Origin of the sequence: Neoluteolibacter marinus, assembly GCF_014904755.1 — a bacterium.
GTDB lineage: Bacteria > Verrucomicrobiota > Verrucomicrobiia > Verrucomicrobiales > Akkermansiaceae > Haloferula > Haloferula marina.
This window is the reverse complement of sequence record NZ_JACZFQ010000052.1, coordinates 50046-69930: the sequence shown is the minus strand read 5'-3', so window position 1 is coordinate 69930 and position 19885 is coordinate 50046. Positions and strand designations below refer to the sequence as shown.

At 67.2% G+C, this 19885-nt stretch carries 22 protein-coding genes; 13 read left to right on the top strand and 9 right to left on the bottom strand.

What is annotated here, in order from left to right:
• The 4 genes from IG178_RS11985 to IG178_RS11970 all read right to left on the bottom strand — a co-directional run.
• Window positions 1-235: hypothetical protein (locus tag IG178_RS11985; RefSeq protein WP_226895349.1), on the bottom strand; the 235-nt coding region annotated here is incomplete at its 3' end.
• A 244-nt stretch (window positions 236-479) separates the two neighbouring features.
• A complete protein-coding gene (locus tag IG178_RS11980; RefSeq protein WP_193212788.1) occupies window positions 480-1712 on the bottom strand; it encodes a threonine/serine exporter family protein in 1233 nt (410 codons plus the stop codon).
• Window positions 1713-1771: 59 nt separating this feature from the next.
• The gene (locus tag IG178_RS11975) at window positions 1772-2278 is read right to left on the bottom strand and encodes a hypothetical protein (RefSeq protein ID WP_193212787.1); all 507 of its coding nucleotides are present in this window, start codon (window positions 2276-2278) and stop codon (window positions 1772-1774) included.
• Between the two features lie 24 nt (window positions 2279-2302).
• On the bottom strand, window positions 2303-3835 hold the full coding sequence (locus IG178_RS11970) for a family 43 glycosylhydrolase (RefSeq protein WP_193212786.1): 1533 nt from the start codon (window positions 3833-3835) through the stop codon (window positions 2303-2305).
• A 579-nt stretch (window positions 3836-4414) separates the two neighbouring features.
• Between IG178_RS11970 and IG178_RS11965 the strand changes: the two genes are divergently transcribed.
• The 8 genes from IG178_RS11965 to IG178_RS11930 all read left to right on the top strand — a co-directional run bounded on the left by IG178_RS11965 (window position 4415) and on the right by IG178_RS11930 (window position 12810).
• Entirely contained in the window at window positions 4415-5803 is a 1389-nt protein-coding gene (locus tag IG178_RS11965; protein WP_193212785.1) for an RND family efflux transporter, read from the top strand.
• Window positions 5804-5811: 8 nt separating this feature from the next.
• Window positions 5812-6495: an ABC transporter ATP-binding protein gene (locus IG178_RS11960; protein WP_226895348.1), complete on the top strand. Its 684-nt coding sequence runs from the start codon at window positions 5812-5814 to the stop codon at window positions 6493-6495.
• The gene (locus tag IG178_RS11955) at window positions 6480-7628 is read left to right on the top strand and encodes an ABC transporter permease (RefSeq protein WP_193212783.1); all 1149 of its coding nucleotides are present in this window, start codon (window positions 6480-6482) and stop codon (window positions 7626-7628) included. Before IG178_RS11960 ends, IG178_RS11955 begins: the two co-directional genes overlap by 16 nt.
• 3 nt (window positions 7629-7631) lie before the next feature.
• A complete protein-coding gene (locus tag IG178_RS11950) occupies window positions 7632-8783 on the top strand; it encodes an ABC transporter permease (protein WP_193212782.1) in 1152 nt (383 codons plus the stop codon).
• A gap of 35 nt (window positions 8784-8818) precedes the next feature.
• Window positions 8819-9355 (top strand): hypothetical protein, encoded by a 537-nt coding sequence (locus IG178_RS11945; protein WP_193212781.1) that lies wholly within the window; start codon window positions 8819-8821, stop codon window positions 9353-9355.
• 111 nt (window positions 9356-9466) lie between these two features.
• Entirely contained in the window at window positions 9467-10189 is a 723-nt protein-coding gene (locus IG178_RS11940) for a hypothetical protein (protein WP_193212780.1), read from the top strand.
• An 83-nt stretch (window positions 10190-10272) separates the two neighbouring features.
• A complete protein-coding gene (locus IG178_RS11935; protein ID WP_193212779.1) occupies window positions 10273-11235 on the top strand; it encodes a tetratricopeptide repeat protein in 963 nt (320 codons plus the stop codon).
• Window positions 11236-11328: 93 nt separating this feature from the next.
• On the top strand, window positions 11329-12810 hold the full coding sequence (locus IG178_RS11930; RefSeq protein ID WP_193212778.1) for a sulfatase-like hydrolase/transferase: 1482 nt from the start codon (window positions 11329-11331) through the stop codon (window positions 12808-12810).
• A 7-nt stretch (window positions 12811-12817) separates the two neighbouring features.
• Here IG178_RS11930 and IG178_RS11925 read toward each other — a convergent pair whose 3' ends face one another.
• A complete protein-coding gene (locus IG178_RS11925) occupies window positions 12818-13324 on the bottom strand; it encodes a hypothetical protein (protein WP_193212777.1) in 507 nt (168 codons plus the stop codon).
• A gap of 205 nt (window positions 13325-13529) precedes the next feature.
• Here IG178_RS11925 and IG178_RS11920 point away from each other — a divergent pair, with 205 nt between their 5' ends.
• Entirely contained in the window at window positions 13530-13907 is a 378-nt protein-coding gene (locus IG178_RS11920) for a hypothetical protein (protein ID WP_193212776.1), read from the top strand.
• Window positions 13908-13914: 7 nt separating this feature from the next.
• Here IG178_RS11920 and IG178_RS11915 read toward each other — a convergent pair whose 3' ends face one another.
• On the bottom strand, window positions 13915-15126 hold the full coding sequence (locus tag IG178_RS11915; RefSeq protein ID WP_193212775.1) for an Aq_097 family APC-type transporter: 1212 nt from the start codon (window positions 15124-15126) through the stop codon (window positions 13915-13917).
• A 207-nt stretch (window positions 15127-15333) separates the two neighbouring features.
• On the opposite strand from IG178_RS11915, the gene IG178_RS11910 reads away from it, so the two are divergent.
• Window positions 15334-15711, top strand: coding sequence for a MotA/TolQ/ExbB proton channel family protein (locus IG178_RS11910; protein ID WP_193212774.1), 378 nt, complete (start codon window positions 15334-15336; stop codon window positions 15709-15711).
• Between the two features lie 27 nt (window positions 15712-15738).
• On the opposite strand, the gene IG178_RS11905 is transcribed toward IG178_RS11910, so the two are convergent.
• Complete coding sequence (locus tag IG178_RS11905) at window positions 15739-16365, bottom strand: YceH family protein (protein ID WP_193212773.1); 627 nt, start codon at window positions 16363-16365, stop codon at window positions 15739-15741.
• A 77-nt stretch (window positions 16366-16442) separates the two neighbouring features.
• The gene (locus IG178_RS11900) at window positions 16443-17171 is read right to left on the bottom strand and encodes a glucosamine-6-phosphate deaminase (RefSeq protein WP_193212772.1); all 729 of its coding nucleotides are present in this window, start codon (window positions 17169-17171) and stop codon (window positions 16443-16445) included.
• Between the two features lie 186 nt (window positions 17172-17357).
• Here IG178_RS11900 and IG178_RS11895 point away from each other — a divergent pair, with 186 nt between their 5' ends.
• Both IG178_RS11895 and IG178_RS11890 read left to right on the top strand, forming a co-directional pair.
• Window positions 17358-17690, top strand: a complete 333-nt coding sequence (locus tag IG178_RS11895; protein ID WP_193212771.1) for a hypothetical protein — start codon at window positions 17358-17360, stop codon at window positions 17688-17690.
• 98 nt (window positions 17691-17788) lie between these two features.
• Entirely contained in the window at window positions 17789-18670 is an 882-nt protein-coding gene (locus tag IG178_RS11890; RefSeq protein ID WP_226895347.1) for an alpha/beta hydrolase, read from the top strand.
• Window positions 18671-18685: 15 nt separating this feature from the next.
• Here the strand turns inward: IG178_RS11890 and IG178_RS11885 are convergent, their stop codons facing one another.
• Window positions 18686-19249 (bottom strand): hypothetical protein, encoded by a 564-nt coding sequence (locus IG178_RS11885; protein ID WP_193212769.1) that lies wholly within the window; start codon window positions 19247-19249, stop codon window positions 18686-18688.
• A 180-nt stretch (window positions 19250-19429) separates the two neighbouring features.
• Between IG178_RS11885 and IG178_RS11880 the strand changes: the two genes are divergently transcribed.
• The gene (locus tag IG178_RS11880; RefSeq protein ID WP_193212768.1) at window positions 19430-19879 is read left to right on the top strand and encodes a type II secretion system protein; all 450 of its coding nucleotides are present in this window, start codon (window positions 19430-19432) and stop codon (window positions 19877-19879) included.
• The last annotated feature ends 6 nt before the right edge of the window (window positions 19880-19885 follow it).

Genomic DNA, 19885 nt, shown 5'->3' with positions numbered 1-19885 from the left:
CGGGCTCGGTGACCAAGTCGGCGACGCCCAGCTCCAGGCTGCCGCCCGCGCTTTCGAGCGCGGTCACCACCGTCCCGGCCGGCACCGCCGCGCCCGGCCCGGCCGAGCGCACGACCTCGGCCGCTTGCCCGTTCCAGGAGAAGCGGAGTCCCAGCCACGCCGGCCGGACGGCCAGCACCGTCACCAGCGCCACCACCCCGAGACCGAAGGCGAATGCCACCGCGAGTTGGGTCAAGGGAGGGAAGCGGAAGGGGGAAAGGCGCGGCATCGCCCCCGGCCTAACCGCCCGCGGCGCGCCGGCCAAGGCCCAATCGGTTTGCAAGAGCCGCGGGTCGCGCCGCCGGTGGCAAAATCCCCTGTTCAGGGGATATCCGGTCCACGTCGGACCGCTAAGTTGTCACGGCTCATGGCGGACCTCCCGGTTTCAGGTTCCCCCCCAGGCGCGCCCGGCCGGCACCTTCGTTCGGGCGCGCCACCCTTCACAGGCTCTTCCGTGGCGGTAGCAGCGCATTCGAGAACAGCAGGCCGGCAATCAGGGCGATGAACGCCAACAGCGCCTGGCTGCCGCTTTGATAGGGCAGGACGTCGACCCCGGACACCCAGTGGTTGAGGATCGAGTAGGTCTTGCTGCCGGGCACCAACAGCAGGATCCCGTGGATCATGAGGATCGATCCGGGCCCGCGGGTGATCCGGGCGAAGAGGTTCCCGTACAGCCCGACCGCGAGCGCGCCGAGGAACATGCCCGCGTAGATGCCGAAGTGAATCTCCCCGAAACGGGCGGCACCGAAGGCGATGGCGGAGGCAAAGAGGCCCCAGACCATTTTCCGCCACGGCAGGTCGAAGATGATCCCGAGGCCCAGCGACAGCGCCCCGAGCGCGGGCCACAGCGCCCAGTCCGGCAGCGCGTTCCACGACGTCATCCCTCCCGGCGCGGGGATCCGCAGGAAACCGGCGACCGCCACGCCGCTGAAAACGCCGAAGAGCAGCTTGAGCAGCGTCATGAAGGCATCGACCAGCCGCGAGGTGCCGGAAATCAAGTGACCGGTGGAGATTTCCGTCAGCGAGATGGCCAGCGCGAGGCCCGGCACGAAAGCGATGATCGAGGCCAACGCCACCAGCGGGATCTGGAGGTCCGCACCGCAGGCCCGGAAGACCGCGGCGAGCAATCCGGCCACGAATGCCGCGGCGATCGGGAACACCGGCTTCCACGCCGGCCTTCCGGTGCTGGCGCGGTTCATGAAATAGATCAGCAGCGAGATCAGCGCCGCGGCGAGGACGTTGAGCGGATTGGTCGAGATGATCGCCGCGAAGGCCGCGCCGGTGAGGGTCCAGGCCAAGGCATTGGCCGGCACGGAATAATGGGGCGGCGCGGTGGAAATCGCATCGAGCCGCGCCACGCCTTCCTCGAACCCGAACACGCCCTGGTCCATCGACTCGACCAGGCGGTCGATCTCCCACAGCCGGCCGAGATTGTAGTCGGCGGGCTCGAGCCGCTCGATGTGGACGAACTGATCGAGCTCGTCATCCACCCAGAACGCGCAGGTGAAGGTGGTCGGGCTGAGCAGGAAGGTGCCGCGGAGCCCGAGCATCCGGGCGGTATTGCCGAGGTGCCGCTCGACGCGCTGGCTCGAGGCACCGCACTGATGGAGGGCCCGTCCCAAGCGGACGAGGAAGCGCACCTTCAGCTTGAAACCGGCAGGATCGGAAACCACGGGAACGCCAGCGTCTCCGGCCCCGCGGCGCTTGGCAAGAATGGCATTCCGGCGGCGCGCTAACCGATGCTCAGAAGACCGGTTTTGCCAGGCGTCACGGATGCCAGCCACTTGCCGAGGTGCTGCGCCGAGACCTGGATCGGCGACACGATCGCGGGATACTCCTCCTCACGCTGCTCTTCCACCAGATACCCGCGGATCGCATCAGGGGAAAGATCCGCCGCATCGAGGATCGCCGTGGCCGCGGCACTTTCCGCAGGACGGAACGAAATGAACGTGGATCCGGTGATCGCCGAGAGCTTCCCGCCCACCGGATCCTTCGACCCCAGGACGCCCGGTGCCAGCAGCTCGAGATCCAGAAGCAGGAATCCCGAGAATGGGTAGTCCTCAAGCTCGTCCACATGCCTCCGCATGAAGTCCCAGAACGGATCGGGGTTCAGCGGGAGTTTCGGCGGGAGGAATCCAAACCGCTTCTTTCGGAGGGCCTTTGACTGGGCCTCTGCCGCACGGACGATGTCGTCCCGCTTCGCGTCGTCGAACAAGTGGAAGGAACCGATGGCACTCATGATCCGTGGGGTTTGCCGGCACCGCTATTTCCTCGCCCCGGACGGCAGCGGCTGGGGTGACGAGGTGGGGCCGTGGACCTGGAGAATGTCGGGACCGCCGGCGGGATCGGGGACGAAGCGGACGCGATCGATGGACAGCGCGCGCGGCTCGGTTTCCTCGAGGGTGTGGTGACGGTGATAGACGACGATGATCTCCTTGCCGTCGGGCGACTCGGTGAAGCAGTGGTGCGCGGTGCCGTGGGCGTAGGCCGTCGATTTCATCACCGGGTTGAACTCGTGCTTCTTCCACGGCCCGAGCGGATGGTCGGAGGTGGCGTAACCCATCGCGTATTCCGGGCTCTCGAAATGGCTGCCGGAGTAGGTCAGGTAGTAAACGCCCTTGTGCTTGAGCATTTCGGTGCCCTCGGTGACCGCGCCCTTGTGGCGTTCCCACGGCTGGTCCGGTTTGACCATCCGCTTCAGCGTGCCGGGATCGACGCTGACCAGATCGTCGTTGAGCTTGCCGCCCCAGATCTCGTTCCCTTCGCCGAAGGTGACGTAGTAGAAGTAGCGCTGGCCGTCGTCGTCCTCGAACACGTGGCCGTCGATGCGGATGCTGCCGGGTTCCATCGGCGCTTCCTTCTCCTGGCGGAACGGCCCCAGCGGCGACTTCGCGGTGGCGACGCACATCCGCTCGTCGGCGGCGTAGTAGAGGTAGAAGGTGCCGTCTTTTTCGACGATGTCCGGCGCCCAGAAGCGCGAGTCGCCCCAGCTGTCCTCGTTTTTCAGGACGAACCCGCGGTCGGCCCAGTCGACGAGGTTGTCCGAGGTGTAGAGCCGGATCCCGCGGACCATCCGCGGGTGGTCCGGGGTGTAGGTGGTATAAGCGTAGTACTTGCCGTCGTGATGCAGGACCACCGGATCGGCACCGCCGGCCCGGACGGGATTCGTGTAAGTTTCCGCCGGCAAACCGGCGGTCGCCGTCGTGATTTTCAGGTTGCGGAACGAGGCCGGGCCGTCGAGCGAGCGGAGGGCGATGCCGCCCTTCGCGAAGGCCGGTTCGACACCATCGAAGAGCGGCCAGGTTCCGGCGCCGATTTCCTCTTCATCGACGTAGACCCGCACGTTTTCCCCCACCGCCCGGATCCGCAGGTGGTACCAGGTGCCCGCTTTCACCTCCATCGAGCGCGAGGCGATGGGCCGCCAGCCGTCATCGACGGCGCCCCAGGTCACGGTGTTGCGGCCCGCGGTGATGCCGGCGTACTCGCCGCGGAAGGCATCGATCCCCTCGGCCAACCCGCCCGCGCGGAAGACCACCCCCGCCTGGGTGCCGTCCGCACCCGCTAGCACCTCGACATCGAGCTGGAAGTCGCCGGCGACCAGCTCCTTGATGCCGGCCTTGGCTCCCTGTCCACCCGCGACCGAGAACACGCCGTCCTTCACCGACCATTCCCCGCCCCAGGTCTCCCAGCGCCCCGGCTCGGGTTTCGTGAAGTTCGACTCAAAGAGTGTCTCGTCCCCGATAGCCGGGAGGACCAGGGCGGCAGCGACCAGAAGATGACGAAAGGAACGATTCACCCCGCCCTGCTACACCAGCCTCATCGGAACGCCAAGTGTCTCCGGCGCGGCGGCGATGCACCGCTCCCGGCAATCCGGCCTTGACCACGCCCGGCTCGGAGCCGACTTAGTCGTCAATGCGAACGGTGGTGGCATGTCTGCTTCTACTCTGCGTCGGGCTGTCGGCCACGACCGCGGGGTGGCCGCGGTGCATCTGCCTCGCGGCACCGGACACCTCGACGGCAGGAGCGATGGATTGCTGCGACGACTGCCAGGAGCCTGCCGACGGGCAAGATCCCTGCTGCGTGACGCTGGAGAAAAGCCCTGACGCCCAGACTCCGGTTCCGATGCCGCCGGTCCCCGCGGTTCCCGTGATGGAGCTGGCATGGGCCACTAGGGTTCCGCCGGAAGGATCCGTGCGGGTGCCGGTACAAATGACCCTGCCCGATCGCATCCGCGGTCCGGCTCCCCCCTCGACACGGCGGGCGGAGCTGGTGATTTGGAGACTTTGAAGCAAGGCGGTCCCTTGCTTCGGCGCGTCCCTTGACGGCGCGACCTACGCATCCGTTCCCGGATGCCCCTTGTCCCATCTCCATCCGCATGAAGAATTCCCTCGATACCCTCTCACGTCCGCCGGAGACGCCCGCGACGCGGTTCCGGCTGCCGGCCTGGATGATTCCGGCCGGCATCGCCTGCGGCTTCGGCCTGCTGTTCCTCGCGCTGTTCCGCGACCGCCTCCTGCCGGCACGCGACGTCGCGGTGGCCGTGGTGCTTGCCAGCGCCGGCGAGTCCCCGGACCCGGCAAGCACCCCGGCGCCCGCTCGCTCGCCCGACGGCCCGATGCTGTTCCAAGCCAGCGGTTGGGTCGAACCCGACCCTCTCCCGATCAAGGCAACCGCCTTGATCGATGGCGTGATCGACCGGGTCCACGTGCTGGAGGGCGAAACCGTGGAGAAAGGCCAGGAACTCGCCACCCTGATCCAGGAGGACACCCGGCTCGCGGTCGAGGCCGCACGAGCCACCCTCGACACCCGCGAGGCGGAACTCCGGGCCCACCACCAGGCGGTCGAATCGGCGAAGCGCGGCACCATCGCCGCGGAGGCGGAGGCGGAAGCCGCCGCCGCGCTGGTCGCCGAAACCGCCGACCGGGTCCGCCGGATCGACGGCCTGTCTTCCGGTTCGGTGGCGGAATCCGAGCTGGTGACGATCCGCAGTGCTCATCGCAAGGCCATGGCCGGCGAGGCCGCCGCCCGGGCTGCCGTCGGCCAGGCCGAGGCCGAGGAGAAACGCCTCGACGCCAGCATCGCGGTCCTCGCCAGCGCCGTGAAGGCCGCTTCGATCGCCGTCGAAGCAGCGGAACTCGACCACTCCCGAGCCGTCATCGTCGCCCCGGCGGCCGGGCGCGTCCTGCGGCTGCTGGCCGCGCCCGGGCAAAAGAAGATGCTCGGCATGGACGACCCCGACAGCGCCACGGTCGCCATCCTCTACGAACCGGAACATCTCCAGGTACGGGTCGATGTTCCGCTGGCCGATGCTGCCGGCCTGCAAATCGGCCAAGGTGCACGGATCCGCTGCAGCCTGCTTCCCGATACCATTTTTCATGGCGAAGTGACCCGCATCACCGGCGAGGCCGACCTCCAGCGCAACACGCTGCAGGCGAAGGTCCGGATCCACGACCCGAGCGACCAACTCCGTCCCGAGATGCTCTGCCGCGTCGAATTCACCGGAGCCAGCCCTGGCGACGGCGGTGCGAACACCTCGGGCCCGCTGGCCACCTGGATCCCGCGCGGGGCGCTCGAGGGCAACGGCGTGTGGGTCTTCAACCCTGACACCAAGCGCGTCGAACACCGGACCGTGACCCCCGGCGCGGAAAGCCGGGACGGCCATGTCCGCATCGACGGGGGCCTGCGACCGGGCGAGCAGGTGGTCCTATCTCACGCCGGGCTCCGGGACGGCCAACGCGTCAACCCTGTCTTGAACCAACCATGAATGCCCCGATGATCCGGTGCCGCCAGCTCACGAAGAGCTATCGCAAGGGAAAGACGGTGGTGACACCGCTGGAAGCGCTCGACCTCGACGTGCCCGCGGGCGAGTTCCTCGCCTTGATGGGCCCGTCGGGATCCGGCAAGACCACGCTACTCAACCTCCTTTCCGGGATCGACTCGCCGACCGCCGGCTCGCTCGAGATCGCCGGCGAGGACATCGCCAGGCTTTCGCGCCGCGAGCTGACCGCGTGGCGGGCCCGTCATGTCGGCTACATCTTCCAGCTCTATCACCTGGTGCCGGTGCTCACCGCCTTCGAGAACGTCGAGCTGCCGCTGCTGCTGTCGAAGCTTTCGAAAAAGGAGCGGCACGCCCGGGTCGCCACCGCGCTGGATCTGGTCGGCCTCGGTGACCGTGTCCATCATGTGCCGGCGGAGCTGTCGGGCGGCCAGGAACAGCGCGTCGCGATTGCCCGCGCCATCGTCGCCAACCCGTCGCTGCTGGTGGCCGACGAACCGACCGGCGACCTCGACCGCGACTCGGCGGCCCGCATCCTCGACCTGCTCCGCGGACTGGCCCGCGACCACGGCAAGACCATCGTCATGGTCACCCATGACGCCAGGGCCGCCGCCGCCGCCGACCGCACGCTTCACCTCGAAAAAGGACAACTCCTCGGCGACGCATGCGGGCATTCCTGAATCTACTACGGCTCTCGTGGCTTCAGCTGGCGCGCCACCGCGTGCGCTCGTTGCTGACCGTGCTCGGCGTGGCATCGGGCATGTTCCTCTTCACCTCGGTGGAAACCTTGCAGCGCTCGCTGGCGCGAGCCACCGAGACGAGCGCCGCGGACACCCTGCTGGTGGTCTACCGCGAGAACCGCTTCTGCCCGTCGACCAGCCGGCTGCCGGAGAACTACGCGGACGAGATCCGGCGCCTCCCCGGGGTCCGCGAGGTGATCCCGGTGCAGGTGGTGGTCAACAACTGCGGTGCCTCGCTCGATGTGATCACCTTCCGCGGCGTGCCGGCGGACCAGTTCACCCGCTTCGCCCCGGAGATCAGGTTCATCGAGGGCAGCGAGGAGGAATGGCAGCGAAGGGACGACGGCGCGCTGCTCGGCGAGGTCTTCGCGCGGCGACGCGGGCTGTCGACCGGAGACCGCTTCGACGCCGCCGGGGTCACGGTCACCGTTTCCGGAGTCCTGAGCTCGCCCAATGCCCAGGACAACAATGTCGCCTACGTGCAGCTGCCGTTCCTCCAGCAAGCTTCACGCGCCGGGCTGGGAGTCGTGACGCAGTTCAATGTCAGGGTCGAATCCTCCGGCGATGTCGCAACGGTCTCCGCCGCCATCGACGAACACTTCCGGTCGGCCCAGGAGCCGACCGACACCCGGCCAGAGAAGGCATTCTTCGCGGAAACCGCTGCGGAACTGGTCGAACTCATCGGCTTCACCCGCTGGCTCGGCGTCGGTGCGGTGGCGGCGGTGGCGGCCTTGGTCGCCAATGCGCTGCTGCTCGTTGTTCGTGGCAGGGTGAAAGAGAACGCCGTGCTCCGCACGCTCGGTTATCCCGGCCGCGCCATCGCCTGCCTGGTCGTCGGCGAAGGTGGCCTGCTCGGCCTTGCCGGGGGTGCCGCCGGCGTGGGCATCGCGGCCGGCTTCCTGCGCTGGCAGAGTTTTACCATGGGCAACGAGGGCCAGACCCTGGCCGTGCAACCCGACCTCGCGGTCATCGCCACCGGCATCGCCGCCGGGCTCGCCCTCGGCATCCTCGCCTCGCTGTGGCCCGCATTCCAGGCAATCCGCCAACCGATCGTCCACAGCTTGCGCCACTGATCCATGCTCCCTTTCCACTACGCCGCGAGGAACCTCCTCCGCTCGAAGTCACGACTGCTGCAAACCATCGGCGGCAGCGCGCTGGTCGTGCTTCTGGTGATGGCCGCGGTGGCGATCAACCAGGGCATGAACCGGGTGCTTTCGGCCTCCGGATCGCCCCGCAACGTGATCCTCCTCGGCACCGGATCCGAGGAAAGCGTCCAGCGCAGCGAGGTCGCCGCAGCGGCCGCCGGAATCGCGGCGGCGGGGATCCCCGGCGTTTCGGAGGAACTGGGCACCCGGGCCGTCTCCCCGGAAATCCACTACATGAACCATCTCGGCCTGCCCGGGGGCCAGCGCAGCCAGGCGTTGATCCGCGGCGTCACGCCCGAAGCCCTGCGCGTTCATCCGGAAGTGCGGATCACCGGTGGCACCTTTCCCCGTGCCGGGCAGGTGATGGCCGGCCGGCTCGCCTGGCGCAAGCTCGGCATCGGGGAAGATTCCCTCCGGGTTGGCAGCGAGGTCACGCTCGACGGCCAGTCCCTGACCGTCTCGGGCATCTTCGCCGCCCCGGGCACGGTGCTCGAATCGGAGATCTGGGCGCCCCTCGGTGACCTCCACGTCCTCGCGCGGCGCGAGTCGCTGTCCTGCGTCGTGCTCCGCCTCGATGACCCCGCGGATTTCACGGAAGCCGACCTGTTCGCCAAACAACGCCTCGACCTCGAACTCAGCGCGATGCGCGAGAGCGACTACTACGGCCAGCTCCGTCACTTCTTCAAACCGCTGCGGGTCATGATCTGGATCACCGCCGGCTTGATCGCATCCGGCGCGGTCCTGGGCGGGATCAACACGCTCTACGCGGCCTTCGCCTCGCGGGTGCGCGAGCTGGCCACGCTGCAATCGATCGGCTTCAGCCGCCGCACCTTGCTGTGGAGTCTGGTGCAGGAAAGCACGCTCGCCTGCCTGACCGGAACCTTGCTGGCCTCGGCGGCGGCGGTATTGCTGTTAGACGGCCGCACGGTTCCCTTTTCCATCGGATCCTTCACCGTCGAGATCGGACCCGATGTCGCGCTCGCCGGGATCCTCACCGGCGCCCTCCTCGGCCTGCTCGGCGCCTTGCCACCCGCCATCCGCTGCCTGAAGCCGCCCCTGCCGGCCGCGCTGCGCATGTCCTGATCCACCGCTCAACCTACCAACAACCAAGCACCACGATGAAACCGATCCCAGCATGCCTCCTGCTCGCCGCCGCATTGTTCAGCTCTTGCAGGAAGTCCGACCCTCCGGTCGCCGCCGCGGCGCCGGAGAGCGGCCCGAGCGCCGCCATCACCGCCGTGATCGACGCCGCGCCGGGCGGAGAGGCAAAACCCATCCACATCCTGCGCGAAAGCGCCAAGCCGGGAGACCTCGTGACCGTGAGCGGCCGCGTGATGGGCAACGCCAGCCCCTTCGTGGAAGGACGCGCTGCTTTCATCCTCGGCGATCCCGATCTCCTCACTCCTTGCAACGAGAACCCCGACGACGACTGCGATACCCCGTGGGACACCTGCTGCGACACCCGCGAAGACAAGAAACGGGGAACGGCCACCATCCAGGTGGTCGATGCGGAAGGACGCGTCCTCAAGGAAGCCATCGAGGGCGTGGGCGGGATCGGCAAGCTCGCGACCCTCACCGTTTCCGGCACCGTCGCGGAAGGGTCCACGCCGGACCTTCTGGTGATCAATGCCAGCGCCATCGACGTCGCCGAGTAGCTCTTCCCGCGGGCGCGCGGCCTCCCGCGGCACCCACGCGGACCGGAGGCCGCATTCCAGTCATCGTCCGGATTGCACCCCGGCGGGAGCGACCGGTAAGGTGCGGTCGTCATGAACCCATCGTCACCGAGTTCCCCCACTCCACCGCCCTTTCCCGGCGGGACGCCGCCGGTCCGGAAAAAAGGCCTCCCTCCCCTGGCCTGGGCCGGGATCGGCTGCGGCGGTCTGCTGGCCGTCGCCATCGTCGCGGGCAGCTTTTTGTTCGGCATCGGGAAACGGGCCTTCGAGGAGGTCCGCGAGGAACTCGGCCGCGACCCCGCGCAGCAAGCCGCCGTGACGGTCGTCAGCGTGCACCCCGGCCTGCAAAAGGTGTCCGAAAACGAGAGCAAGGGCGAGATGACGGTCAGCAACCGGGCCACCGGCGAGGAACTGACCCTATCTTATGAGGAGCTGGCGTCGCTTGAGTTCGAACTCACCGCCGCCGACGGCACGACCACCCCGGCGGGCACCACCGACCTGGCTGGCATTCCTTCCTGGGTCCCGGTCTATCCGCGGGTGGATGGGTCGCCGCGCCTCGTCCGGAACGACACGCCGGCGAAGTTCGAGGGAATCGTCAGCCTCGTCGCCTCGGACAGCCTGGCCGATGTCGACGCGTTCTACGACAGCGCCATGAGTTCGTCGTCCTCCAGTTCCAGGGTTTCCACGTCGTTCGGTGACGTCGAGCGGATGAGCCGGACCTTCCGGGAGGGGAAAACCACCCTCGAGGTCATCGTGAGCCGCTCCGGCAGCGGCGCGCCGCTGCGGGTCGTGCTTCACTACCGCGAGGACCGCTGAGCGGCTGGCCGGCGGGATGCGATTCCACCTTGCTTCCCGGCAACAGCGGGTCGATGGGTCCCCGATACCCAAAACCCGTTGCCATGAGTACCACCACGACATCGACCGACGACAAGAAGCTGCGCGCGGCCTTGAAAGAGGACCCCGCCGACTGGGAAGTCCGCAAGGAACTGGCGCACCTCCTCTACGACCGGGGCTCGTTCCAGGAAGCCGCCGACCTGGTTTGGGCGGCCGACGAGATTCCCGGGATCGACCTCGAGCTGGCCTTCGCGGCGCGGGTGCTCGCCAAGGCCGCGCCGAGGAAGTCGATCCGCCTGCTCACCGCCATCCTCGAATTGAACCAGGGCAAGGCCGTGCAGAACCTCGGGCTCGCCAACGCCCTGCTCCACCACGGCATGGTGCTCCAGGCTGCCCGCTTCTACGGGGCCGCGCTGGAAGCCGATCCTTCGCTGGGCAATCCCGACCTCGAGCATTTCATCCTCTGGACCGACGACGAGGAAACCCTGTGGGGCGACTTCAAGGCGCGGAAGCCGAAGCTCGGCGAGCTGCCGTGGATGAAGCGGGATCCGGAGGAAGCCTTGAAACTGACCAGCGCGGTCAGCCATCACACGTCCCCGGTGAAGGTCCCGAACCTCAAGCCGGTCCCCGGCGAGGAGCTCAACAACGATCTCTATCAGCAGGCTGCGGAAAAGGGCGCCCAGCCGAGCCCTCCGCCTGCCGTGACGATTCCGGTCGACCGGGTGGCGGAAAAGGACCGCCTGTTCGACGAGGAGCTCGGTGCTCCCGCCGAGCCGGCCGTGCCGAAACCCAAGCAGGCGGCGGAGACACCCGTCGCCGCGAAACAGCCGGCGCCCGCGGTGCCGCGTCCGGATGCCGCACCGGCCAATCCGTCGCCACCCCCGCCGAGCCTGGACGCGGCTCCCGCCTCCCCGGCGGCGAAGAAGCTGCCGAAGCTCACGTTGCCGCCGGCAGGTGCCGCCGCACCCGGCCCGCGGAAACTCCAGTTTGCCAAGCCTTCGGCGTCCGCCGGAGACGAGGACACCTGACCGGTCGGGGCCGGATCGAAAGCGACCGGGGGCGATGACACCGGAACGCGGAATTCCGGACAACCGACGGGCGGAGTCCCGGTTCCCCTTGCCATGTTCCGCACTTCCGCCGCCCTCGCCCGTCGATTTTTCGCCCGGCCCGCTGCCATCAGGACCAACGGCAACGGAGGGAAGTCCGGTTCCCGGTCGCGGCGACTGCTGGTCCTCGGCCTGCTCGGGATGGCATCGGCCCCTGCCGCGACAGCACCGGGACAGGCCACGGGTGCTCCCCCGAATGTCCTGATCCTCCTCGCCGATGACCTCGGCTACGGCGACGTCGGCTTCAATGGCGGGAAGACCATCGCCACACCCCAACTCGACCGCCTCGCCGCGAGCGGGAAGGTGCTGGATGATTTCCGCGCCTGCCCGATGTGCTCGCCGACCCGCGCCGGCCTGATGACCGGCCGCTGGCCGCTGCGCTTCGGGATGATGCGCGCCGTCGTCCCGCCGTGGTCGGAGTACGGCTTGCCGGCATCGGAGCACACCCTTCCGGAACTGCTGGCGAGCGCCGGCTACGGGCAGCGCGGGATTTTCGGAAAATGGCACCTCGGACACTCGCGCCTCGACCAGCTCCCGCCCGCCCGCGGGTTCACCCGCTTCATCGGCCACTACAACGGCGCCATCGACTACTTCACCCACCAGCGCGAGGGCGAACTCGACTGGCACCACGACCAGGAACCCTCGCGGCAAGAAGGCTACACCACTGATCTGTTAGGCAGTGCCGCCGCGGCGTTCATCCGCGAGGCCCCGGAGGGCATGCCGTGGTTGCTCTATGTGCCCTTCAATGCCCCCCACTCGCCGTTCCAGGCCAAGCCGGAGGACTTGAAGAAGTACGGGAACCTGACCGGAATCCGGCGGACCTACGCCGCGATGGTTGACTCGATGGACCAGGCGATCGGCAAGATCCTCGCGGCCGTCGAGGCCCGGCCGGACGCGGCCAACACCCTGGTTCTGTTTTTCAGTGACAATGGCGGCGTGTCGAAGGCCGGCAGCAGCAATGGTCCCTACCGGGGCGAAAAGCTGACCGTCTATGAAGGCGGCACGCGGGTCTGTGCGGCCATCCGCTGGCCCGCCGGCGGAATCGATGGCGGCGGGCATTTCGGCGGGCGGATCGGTTACATCGACGTGCTGCCCACGGTGCTGGCCGCCGCTGGCGCGACGCCTCCCGCGGACCTGGATGGCATCGATTTCCTGCCCGCGCTGCGTGGAAAGGCCTCCCTGCCGGAGCGGCCTTGGTTCAGCTACATGCACCAGAGCGACCGCGCCCATGCCTCGGTTCACTCCGGCGAGTGGAAGCTGGTGGCCCACGGCAATTTCTTTGCCGAGAATCCCCGCCGCAAACCGGCGATGGAGCTGTATCACCTGGCCGACGATGCCGATGAGACCACCGACGTGGCCGCGAGCCATCCCAAGATCGTGGCCCGCCTGGCCAAGCGGTTGCGGGAATTCGGCACCTGGCAAAAGCCGGGGGTCGGCAGCTACGACGAAGGCCGCGCCGGCTTCAAAGCTCCCAAGGACTGGCGGATCGAGAAGTGACGGCGCCTTACATGCTGTCCAACTCGCGTGCCACGATGATCAGCTTCTCCCGGACCCCCGGGGCGAAGCCACCGTCGGTCTGGACCGCCAGCCGGACCTTGCCCTCGCGGATGAACACCAGCGGCTCATCGCTGCAAACCATCTGCAGCACGCTTTCACCGAAGCCGAGGCCACCGAGGATATGGCGGGCCTGGTCGACGACGGCAACCGAATCGTCCGGCACGCGGGCGACGTTGACCACCCGCGGAAGCAACCGCGAACGCTCGATCAGTTCCCGTTCGCTCAGCTCGCGATCCACGCCGAAAATCGCGCGCAACTCGAGTTGCCGAACCGGCTCCCGCGAGGGTGCGGCCGGAACTTGGTCCGGGATCCGGTAGCCCACGAACGGCTTCGCCACCTCCGGGTTGAACGCGCGGCGCGGGGCCGGCGAGGCGTCGCCCGAGTCGCGGCGACGGGGGGAAGCTCCGGTGGCGAGGGCGTTCCGGGACAGCAATGCGGCGTTTTCGATGATCATGGCTGGGTGGACGGGTAGAGAAGGGGGAACTGGATGCGAATCTTGACGGGCGCAAGGTGGGGCAAAATCGGACATTTCGCCATGCCGCGATCGCGTGGGGTAAAGCGAATTCCCGTGGATCCAGACCTTGCACGCCGCAGGCTCACAGGAAGTTGCCGGTCGCCATTTGACTGGAAAACGGACCCCCTGCGGGTTTTCTGAGGAGATGACCATCCTGCTCGCCCTTCGATTCGTCATCGAAACGCTCGTCGCCATCGGGTTCCTGGTCGCCGGAATCGCCGCCCGGCGGCGTCCCGGCGGAGCGGCGGCCCTATTCCTGATCCTGGGCGGTTTCATCGCCCTGTCGGGGATCGCCGCGGAGCTGGCCAGGCCCTTGATCCGGATGATGGTCGGTCTGGGGACCTATCCCCCCGACACGGGCGTCTCGAACCTTCTCGAGTCCGCGCGAATCATCAAGGCGATGGGTTTCGCCGCGGCCTGCCTGGGCACGATGATGCTGGTCCGGATGACGCGCGCCGGCTTGGAACGGATCGAGACGCTCCAACAAATCGGCGCGAAAATGGGCGAGCCGGAAAGGGATTGAACCGCCGTCAGGATTCAGCCGGCAGGCCCAGCGAAAACACGACCAGGCACACGACGGCCAGCACCGCAAAGAACGCGAGATGCCGCTTCCTCGCGGCGAGTCCCGGCTTGTGCCAAGCCACCAGCAGCGCCACGCCGCACTGCAGGGCATAGAACAACGCGAAGGCCCGCGAGGCGTAGGCGATGATCGCATTGACATTGCTGAGCCAGGTGATGGCGACGGTGACGGCGAGGATCAGGGCGTAGGCCGCCCGCGAGGAGATCTTGCCGCGGCTGATATCGGCGACCAGCCCGCCCGCCCCTTCGTTGTCGGCCACTGCCGCGCTGAACTGACTGCCCACCGCCGCGATCGCGATCAGGAACGGGAGCACCGCGGCCACCGGGCGGGTCAGCCCGATGATGTCGGTGACCTTGGCGCCGAGGCCGTCCTTGAACAAGACGGTGACCAGCGCGACGAACACCAGATAGATCGCCGCGGAGACCAGCTGGGCGATCCTCATCGTGGTGATCCGCTCGTCGGCGGAATGCTTTTCACCCAGGTAGCGCGAGGTCTCGAAGCCCTGCACGACGATCAGCAGGCCTAACAGCACCCGCAGGTCGTGGAAGTCGATCCCGGTCTCGACCGCCGGCAAGTGCCACTCCCCGCCGACGGCCAGCCGGGCGTTGTGATAGACGAGGGCGCACAACAACGCGGCGATCATCCCGAGGTTGAGGGCCACGGCGTACTTCTCCAGCCGTTCCAACATCGCGAGCCCGCGCCACATCCCGATCCCGCCGATCAAGGCCAGCAGCACGGTGCACAGGACGTGCGCGAAGAGCGGGCTATCGATCCCCAGCCCGTTCCCGACGAAGGCCGCAAGCAGCTGCAGGTAGTAGCTGACCGAAATGAAATAGGCGCCGGCGAGCACGATCCGCGAAAGGAAGGCGATCGACTGCGCGGGATGATGGCCATCGTTCTCGATCGGCTCGAAATGGCGGATGTTGAACCGGATCGCGGCACCGACCCCGTAGGCGATCACGAGAAGCACGGCGATGCAGGCGAGCGCGAGGTTGCCGACCGTGCCGCCGAGCAACGGCGCGCACACCAGGAAGCCGCTGCCCATGATGGAGGCCAGGGGAGTCACCGTGGCCTTCCACTTCGAGGACTTGCCGAGCCGCGGGGCGAACGCCAGGTAGCCGCCGAGCGACAGCGCGATCGCGACAATGATCAGGTCAAGCATGCGGCAGGGAACTCGGGATGGGAAAAGGCCTCGGCGGGCCGGCAGGTGGAGCGCTTGACCCAACCACCGATCTCCCGACACGCAAAGGAATTGCCTCCCGACTGGCCCCGCCTTCGACCGGCGACTTGGCAGGACCCCTGGAAGCCGCAAGCATCGACGACGTATCCAGGAGAGACCCCGCGCACCGCCGCCATCCCGATATTCCCGATGACCGACCCCTACGCGATCCCCGATTCCGTGGCCGATGCACCTGCACCGGCGGAATTGAAGAAGAGGCGCTTCTGGCTCCGCGCCATCTGGATCTCGGTCGCGGGGATCATCGTTCCCCCGCTCTTCGGTCTCGCCGGAACCGTGATGGGAATGGTGAGCGCTTTCACCGGGCTCTCACGCGACGGAATCGCCGATCCGGAGGCCGTGGCGCGTGACGTTTCCACGTCCCTGCTCGCGACGCTCCTGGGGCTCGGGGTCTCATTCATCGCCCTGGTTTTCCTGATCGTGGCACTGATCCGTTTCTTCCGCCTCCCGAAGCCCGGTATGGCCAGACCCGAAATCCCAGGACGGGACCGGACCGGCCACGGGGGATGAACGAAAGGCACCCCTGCTCGCGACGCATCATTCCCCGAGCCTCGCCTTCAGCTCCGCCACCTCGGCCTCAAGCGCGGCGAACCGTTGCTCGACCCATTGCCGCCAATCGGCACCCGCATCGAATGCATCCGCCGCGGCCTCATCCCCGTCGACGGGGCAAAGAAGGTGCCGGAAGGTCTCGACCCGTCGCCCGCCGCCGGACGGGAGCCGTTCCACCAAGGGTCCGTGCGGGTATTCAATGAAGCCCGTGAGGATCTCCTCGACCTCGCCGAGATCGCCGAAGGCGTGGAGCCGCTCGGTCCGCTGCTTGAGTTCGCCCGCCGTCTGCGTGCCGCGCAGCAACAGCACGGTGAACACCGCCCGCTCGGCCGGCGTCAGCGACAACACGTCGGGAAGGTTGTGCTCGAACTTCGCGGCGCGCCCGCCCAGCACCCGCGTCACCAGATAGTCGTCGGAAAGCTGGCGCAGGGCCTCCTCCACCTCGCCGGCCGTGTGGTTCGTGACCGGAAACCGCGACGTCGCCTGGTTGCAGGCCGCGACCAGGGCGTTCAACGTGAGCGGGTACTGGTCGGGGGTAAGGGTCTCTTTTTCCAACAGGCAGCCCAGCACCCGTGCCCCCGCCGGGGTCAATTGCAGCTCCGGAAAGTGTTTCATCGGCGCCAGCTTCGCCCCCGGGCACCGGAAATGAGAAACCGAAAGTGCGCGGCCCGGACGGACAGGCCGGCAGGCCCTCAGGACCACACGAACTGCGCCTCCGCCAGGATCACCCGGACGTTGTCGTGGAGCTGGAGGAAACTGGCGGGGAACGCCTCGGTCACGGGCCCTTGCAAGGCCTGCTTCACGCGCTCTCCACTTTCCGAACCCCAGCCGACGAGGACGATGCGTCGCGCCTCGAGCAGCGTGCCAACACCCATGGTCAAGGCGTGGCCGGGAACCCGGTCGAGACTGCCGAACTCCTCCGCCAGCTCTTCGCGGGAGGCCGCCGACAGCTCGACCCGGCGCGCCCGCGAGTCGCGGGCCGACCCCGGTTCGTTGAAACCGAGGCGCCCACCGGGGCCGATGTCCATCACCATCCAGTCGATTCCCCGGGCGGACCTGATCTGGCGCTCGAAGGACGAGACCTCTTCATCGGCACTGCGATACAAACCCGACGGAAACAAAGTGCGCCCGAGCCGCACTTCCGAGAACAGGGCCTTGTTGACCAAGCCAACCCGGCTGCCGTCGTGGCCACGGCCCAGCCCCTCGAACTCATCGGTGACGATGCCGGTCACACTCCGAAACGAAAGCCCGGTCTCGCGGTGACGACGAACCCACTCGCGGTAAAGGAGCAATGGCATCCCGCCGGTCGCCAGGCCGAGCACGCCGCCCGCCCGGATATGCGGCTCGGCGTCGTCGGCGACGGCCACACAGGCGGCTTCCCGGGTGGCGAGAATGTCGATCGGAAATCGTGCTCCTTTCATCGTCGTGGTGCCTGGACCGGATCGGCGCGTTCCCGGATGATTCCAAGATGAGGATATTCCACTATTTTGAAGCCCGTTCGACAAGCCGGGGATGTCGCGGTCGACCGGAAGCAGGCCCCTAACTGATCGGAATGATCCTTCCAGAGCCTGCCGGGCCGTGTTGAGATCGCTTCCTGCCATGAGACCATGAAAGCGCTCCGATGCTTCTTGATCGCCGTCACCTTTGGTGGATTTGCAGACGCCGGCGAGATCACACTCTACAATGATCAACCCTTCGTGCGATTTGTCCGGATCAAGCACCGACGGGAAAAGCTGGTCGTCACCTGGCTGTTTCCCGGACAGAGGGTCACCGTGTTCATCGATGAAACCCGACGCGGACGACCGATCCTGACGGTCGACTACATCAACCCCTACTACGGCTCGGGACGGGAACCGAAAACCACGGTCAAATCGTACCTCCTGCCCAAGAAGGCGGAGCCCCGTTACCTCAACACGTCCTGGTTCCCGAGGGGAGCATGAGGCGGCGTCCGGCCGCGGCGCGGTCTTGTGGCCCGCGATCAATCGGTTAGAGTCCGGGGATCCGTTCCCACGCCGGTCGATCCGCCTCCACCAACATGATGAAAGCCCTCTGCACCTTTGCCACGACCACCTTGCTCACCATCGTCGCGGCGGCCGCGGCACCTGAAAAGATCCCGCTTTGGCAGGGACCGGCCCCGCTGGCCTCGGGCAATTCCGAGAACGTCGAGGTGTTCATGACCCTCTACCGCCCCGAAGCACCGAATGGTGCCGCCATGGTGATCTGTCCGGGCGGCGGCTACGGCGGGCTCGTCACCGGCGGCGAAGGCAGCGGCATCGCATCGTGGCTCAACAAGCACCACATCACCGGCTTCGTGTTGGAGTACCGGCTCCCCCACGGTCGACCGGACGTACCGCTGCGGGACGCGCAGCGGGCGATCCGCCTGGCTCGATCGAAGGCGCGCGAGTGGGGCTGCGACCCCGGCCGGATCGGCATCATCGGCTTCTCCGCCGGAGGTCATCTGGCGGCAACCGCAGCGACCCGTTTTGACGACGGGGACCCGGACGCGGAAGATCCGGTGGACCGGACCGGATGCCGGCCGGATTTCGCGGTGCTGGTCTATCCGGTGATCACCATGGGCGAAGGGACCCACGGCGGCTCGAGGAACAACCTGCTCGGGGAAAATCCCGCCCCGGAACTCGTGACCCTTTACTCGGCGGAGAAGCAGGTTACCGCCAAAACCCCGCCGGTCTTCCTGACCCATGCCGAGGACGACCAGGTCGTTCCCTGCCGGCACTGCAAGCTGCTCCACGAGGCGCTCCTCGCCCACAAGGTTCCGGCCGAATACCTCGAACTGCCATCCGGCGGACATGGCTTGAACGGCTACAAGGGCCCGATGTGGGATGCCTGGCAAGCTGCCGCGCTGGACTGGCTGGCGGCCCGCAAGGTGATCCCCGCGAGCGACGCCAGCCAGGCCCGGTAGCTCTCCGCCCCGGGCTTAGAAGTCGATGTGGATGGTCGGCACCACGATCACTTCGATGACTTCCCGCCTCGGCTCATAGACGCGCACGATCCGGTCCCCGTACCAGTAGAGCCCCACATCCTCACGCACCGGGATCCCGGGGAACAACTCGTACGAAACGGGCGAGAACGACGGCCACCATCCGTCATCGATCACGTAACCGGCCTCAAGCTTGTTCCTCCATCCCGAAGGCAGGGCCTTGCCCCGGCGCAGGTTCTTCGCGAGACCCGGCGGCAGCCCGTGCTCGCGGTCGCGATAGCCGGAGAAGTAGCCGAGCACGACCTCGCGATCCGTCGGACGGAAGCGCGCGATCGCCTGCCTCCCGCCATCGCGGTTGAGCTTGACCGACGGCTTGCCGCCGCGCTTGTCGACTTTGCCGGACGCCTTTCCCTTGTCCGGCTTCCCGTGCCTCGTCTCCGCTTTGTTTGCGTGCTTTCCGTTCCCCTTCCCCTTGTCGGGTTTGGCGTCTGACACAGCGACCGTGAGCGTCAGCGAAAGTATCATCAGGCCGATCCGTTGGATTCCTTGTTTGGTTTTCATCGCGCCCAAACTCCCGCGACTTTCCGAAGCCCGCCATTGGATAGATGCACGATCCCACCGTGCGATTCGCGACATCAAAAACCTCCCCGGCGGCGCAGGTTCCCCCGTAACCGATCCTGACGTGATCACGTAATAACAGAGGAATCACCAGCTGCTATATTGCGCCCCTCCCCCCAAACCATGAATACCGCATCCCCCCTGCGGTCCGCGTCACGGAGAGGCTTCACCCTGTTGGAACTGACAGTGGTGATTGCCGTTCTCCTTTCGTTGACCACCGTCTTGTTCTTCGGAGCCCGTGCCTGGAAGTCCGGCGCGGACCGAACCGGCTGCATCCTTGCCATCCGCAATGTGCAGGTCTCCGTCCGTTCCTACCAAAACCTGTACGGCTACAGCCCGGGCGGCATGCCTTACGCCGAAAACGGCACCCAGGACATCGCCATCCACATGTGCAACAAGGGCTACATCACCGACGAGCAGTTCGCCGCCATCGAAGGTTCCAAGACTTGCCCCGGGGGCGGCACCTACGAACGGGAGCACGTCGATGTCTTCCCGACGGTGGGCCGCCTCTACATTGGCTGCTCCTTGGCGTCGACCAAGGACCACGTGCCCGACGAGGGCCTCGAATGGTGAGCCTTT